At 53.7% G+C, this 3,516-nt stretch carries 5 protein-coding genes; 4 read left to right on the plus strand and 1 reads right to left on the minus strand.

All coding sequences use genetic code 11. The features are described 5' to 3' along the window. On the plus strand, positions 1–290 hold a 290-nt coding region (locus tag AC128V_RS06790), incomplete at its 5' end, for a YciI family protein (RefSeq protein WP_482763915.1). 17 nt (positions 291–307) lie between these two features. After that, positions 308–565: a helix-hairpin-helix domain-containing protein gene (locus AC128V_RS06795; protein ID WP_482763916.1), complete on the plus strand. Its 258-nt coding sequence runs from the start codon at positions 308–310 to the stop codon at positions 563–565. A 16-nt stretch (positions 566–581) separates the two neighbouring features. On the opposite strand, the gene AC128V_RS06800 is transcribed toward AC128V_RS06795, so the two are convergent. Beyond that, on the minus strand, positions 582–1,634 hold the full coding sequence (locus AC128V_RS06800) for a LacI family DNA-binding transcriptional regulator (protein WP_482763917.1): 1,053 nt from the start codon (positions 1,632–1,634) through the stop codon (positions 582–584). A 137-nt stretch (positions 1,635–1,771) separates the two neighbouring features. Between AC128V_RS06800 and AC128V_RS06805 the strand changes: the two genes are divergently transcribed. After that, positions 1,772–2,800, plus strand: coding sequence for a substrate-binding domain-containing protein (locus tag AC128V_RS06805; protein ID WP_482763918.1), 1,029 nt, complete (start codon positions 1,772–1,774; stop codon positions 2,798–2,800). Positions 2,801–2,831: 31 nt separating this feature from the next. Continuing rightward, positions 2,832–3,516, plus strand: a 685-nt coding sequence (locus AC128V_RS06810) for an ABC transporter permease (RefSeq protein WP_482763919.1), incomplete at its 3' end; no start/stop codon positions are given.

Genomic DNA, 3,516 nt, shown 5'->3' on the forward strand with positions numbered 1-3,516 from the left:
CCAACTCTGGGAACCCGAGTGAGATGAGCGCCATTGATGCCTTCAACGATGAGTTGCACGCCAATGGCCAGTGGGTCTTTGCCGCAGGCATCGCAGCCCCCAGCAGGGCAAAGCTTTTTGACTTCACCGGACCGAACCAGCTGACCAGCGATGGCTCGCTATTCAAAGAGGAGCATTTCTATAGCGGCTTCTGGATCATCGAGGTGGAGAGCGCTGCGGTTGCCGAGGAATTAGCTGCGAAGGGCTCTCACGCCTGCAACCGCAGAGTTGAGCTTCGACCCTTCCTATAGGTTCCTAGACTTAGCCCATGGCTAAGAAGCAACCAACCAATCGCTACACCCTCAAGAAGGTTGCACCCGATAGCTATGAGGCGCTCGATGGAGAATGGCGCTCTATAGGACTTTCGACTCCGGCCAGAAGAGCGCTGGTGGACGCCAAGCTCTATAAAGTCTCTGACCTCAGGAAGATCTCTCTCGATGAGTTGAGATCAATAAAAGGCCTGGCGAAGTCAGCCATTGCAAGAATCAAGCAGATTATGGAAGCCCGGGGAATCAACTTCCGGTAGCCAAAACCTCTCTACCTCAGTGAGGGACAGAGAACACCGAGTCACGCTCAATCAGCATCGTTGGCAGAGTGACGCTTGATAGGGACTTTGCACCGGACATTTGCTTGAGCAGGATCTCAACCGCAACCTCGCCAAGCTGATCGACAGGACGTGACACAACGGTTATCGCTGGGGACATGGCCGCAGCCCAGGGGCTATCGTCAAAGCTGATTACGGAAATGTCTTTCCCGATCTCGATTCCAAGCTTCCCTGCTCCGCGGAGCAAAGCCAAAAGCATGTCGTTGTTCGACGTCAGAAACACCGTGGCCCTTTGCTCAGCAGTAAGCAGCTTTTCAACCGCTGCCTCCGCCCCTGCTTGGCTGTCCTCGCAAAACACCATCTTCGAGCTGACTTTGTGGCCGTTTAGAGCATCTAGGAAGCCATTTGTTCTGTCGACAACTGTTGAGATTGGTATGTGGGGCCTGGTGAACGTGCTCTCTTTGATTCCAGGCACGGCAACAATAAAGGCACAGTTCTTGTGGCCTCTCCCGATTGCATGTTCAACAGCCGAGACTGCACCCTGGTAATCCCCAGTGGTAACGGCAGGAATCTGCAGGTCATCGAGTCTGCGGTCAATCAGCACTAAAGGTGTATCTCCGACGTGCTCCCTAGATAGGTGATCGTGATCTGAATCGGACGAAGGGACCAGAATCAATCCATCCACGCGCTTCTCAATCAAAGTTCTAACCGCTTGACGCTCGTTCTCGATGCGCTCGTCTGTGTGAGAGACCAGTGTTTGATACCCCTGCCGCTTTGCAGCATCGATGATGGCCTTGGTTGCTCGGTCGAAGAAAGCGTTGGTGAAATCCGAGATCACTACCAAACCAATGGTCTTGGTCTTGCCGGCGCGCATGGCGCGGGCAACTTCGTTGGGCCTGTATCCCAATTGATGTGCGGCCGTTTGCACCACTTCGATAGTGTCGGAGCTGATTCTGCCGTAACCAGCAAGCGCCCTAGAGGCAGTCGCGCGGCTCACTCCAGCACGCTCGGCAACATCGTTTAGCGTCGGTGCCTTCTGAGACTTCGCCAATCTTCACTCCTAAGAAACCGTGACACAACTGTTATCAAGAAAAGTTGCAGACGATTCGTTTCCCTTGACAGCATAGTAACAAGATTTGCGAGAACGTGCGCGCATTTCTCGCAGAAATCACTTTCAAAGGAGAAGAATTGAAGAAGAGCATTTTCAAGAGGGCTGGTGCCCTCGCAGGTGCGATGGCTTTGGTCATCGGTGCCGCTGGTTGCGCCGCGCAAGAGGCAGAGACCACCGCAACTTCAACTGCAGGTTCAGAGGCAGTTGCTGAGGAACTAACTATCGCATTCGTAATGGGCGCTGAGAGCGACCCATTCTTCCAGGCTATGAAGCTGGGAGCTGAAGAGGAAGCTGCAGCGCAGGGTGTAACCCTAATCTGGCAGGGCGACCCTTCGAACTACTCACCAGAGACCCAGATCCCAATTGTTGACGCAGTCTTGGCGCAGCAGCCAGACGGTCTGGTTCTTATCCCAACCGACCCAACCGCGCTTCAGGCTTCGGTTGAGAAGGCAGTTGCAGCAGGAATTGTTGTAGCAAACGTAGACACTCGCGTGGGTGACCTAAGCGATGTCTTGATCTTCATCACCGGTGACAACGAAGATGGTGGTGCAAAGGCTGCTGAGGCAATCGCTAACGCAATTGGTTACACCGATGGTGAGACCTATGAGGTTGTTATCGGTCTAACCAGCGCAACTGCAACCACCAACGTTGCTCGTAAGGAAGGCTTCGAGGCAACTATCGCAGCCAACTACCCAGGCATTCAGATCGTTGATGTTGCTTACTCAGAGTCAAACCCTGAGAAGGCTGCAACCAACGTCAACAACTGGCTGACCAAGTACCCAGACCTAGACGGCATCTTCGCCATCGATGGCACCAACGCCTCAGGTGCAGCTGCTGCCCTTGAGTCCAAGGGCCTAGTTGGTCAGGTAGCTCTAGTCGGTTACGACGCTTACCCAGACAACGTTGCAAAGATCAAGGCCGGTATCTTCACCGCTCTAATCGCTCAGGACCCAGCCGCAGAGGCTCGCCTAGCGATTCAGACTCTGGTTGACTACCTACGTAACGGAAACTCCCCAGCAGCCGCTGAGGTAGTAATTCCAAACGTGACCCTGGATGCAAACACATCCGAGGCCGACCTAGTGAAGTACACCTACGTAGCCAAGTAGGTCTAAGCAACAAAATACAAGGGAGTATTCAATGTCCAGCAGTCAACAGCAACTACTGAGGTGGGAGCGATTCAAGGCGGTGGCCGGGAACCAGAATTCAGTTCTGCTCTCAGTGCTAATCGCACTTGCAATTGTCTTCACCTTGGCCGAACCCAAGTTCTTCTCAGTGGCAACGGCAGGAAACATCCTGACCGACTGGGGGTCTGTGGTGTTGTTGGCTGCTGGACAAACCCTTGTAATCATTTCCGGTGGAATTGATCTGTCCGTAGGTGGCATCCTGGCAATCAGTGGTGTCACCTCGGCATGGATCATGTCCGTGGTCCTTGGTTTCGATATCACAACCTCAGGGCCAGACGCTTACCCGCCACTCATCATCGGTGCACTCACCGCCGTTGGTACTGGACTCACAGTAGGACTTATCAACGCGTTCCTTATTACAAAACTCAAGATTGTGCCCTTCGTTGCGACCCTCTCAACTATGGGAGCCACGCTCGGTTTTGCAATCATCATCTCTAATGGCATGCCGATCGGGGGGCCAAATGACTTCAGCCTTATCTCACCAATCAACCCCGACTGGATGCCGCTTAGCTGGGCTGTAGTTGGAGTAATCATCGTCGTGACCTTGGTCGGGCTGTTCCTGCACAAGTCACGTTTTGGACTTCACACCTACGCGATCGGTTCGAACCAATTTGCCGCCCGCGCTGCAGGCATCAACG

The sequence above is a fragment of the Aquiluna sp. genome (genome assembly GCF_965064355.1).